The organism is Photobacterium sp. R1, from assembly GCF_054600795.1.
This window is the reverse complement of the sequence record NZ_BAAHZP010000335.1, coordinates 1-314: the sequence shown is the minus strand read 5'-3', so window position 1 is coordinate 314 and position 314 is coordinate 1. Positions and strand designations below refer to the sequence as shown.

At 55.4% G+C, this 314-nt stretch carries 1 protein-coding gene; it reads right to left on the bottom strand.

Translation table 11 applies throughout. The features are described from left to right. Positions 1 to 314 (bottom strand): cation:proton antiporter domain-containing protein (locus tag ACYP03_RS25300; protein WP_459782570.1); only part of this gene is annotated, 314 nt, incomplete at both ends.

Genomic DNA, 314 nt, shown 5'->3' with positions numbered 1-314 from the left:
AACAGGCCCAGCAGCAGCCCTTTAAACGGATCGATGTTGGATTCCAGTTCATGTCGGAATTCACTGTTAGCCAGCACCACACCGGCAAGAAAGGTGCCCAGCGCAGGAGACAGGCCAACCAGACTCATCAGGATAGAGACGCCCAGTACCAGCATCAGAGCGGTGGCGGTAAAAATTTCCCGCAGGCCAGAACTGGCAACAAAGCGAAATAAGGGCCTGCTGAGGTAGTGGCCGCCAACTACCACAAAGGCAATGGAGGCTGTAATGACCAGACCATAAGCCCAGCCGGGTAATCCGGCCACCAGACTCAGTTC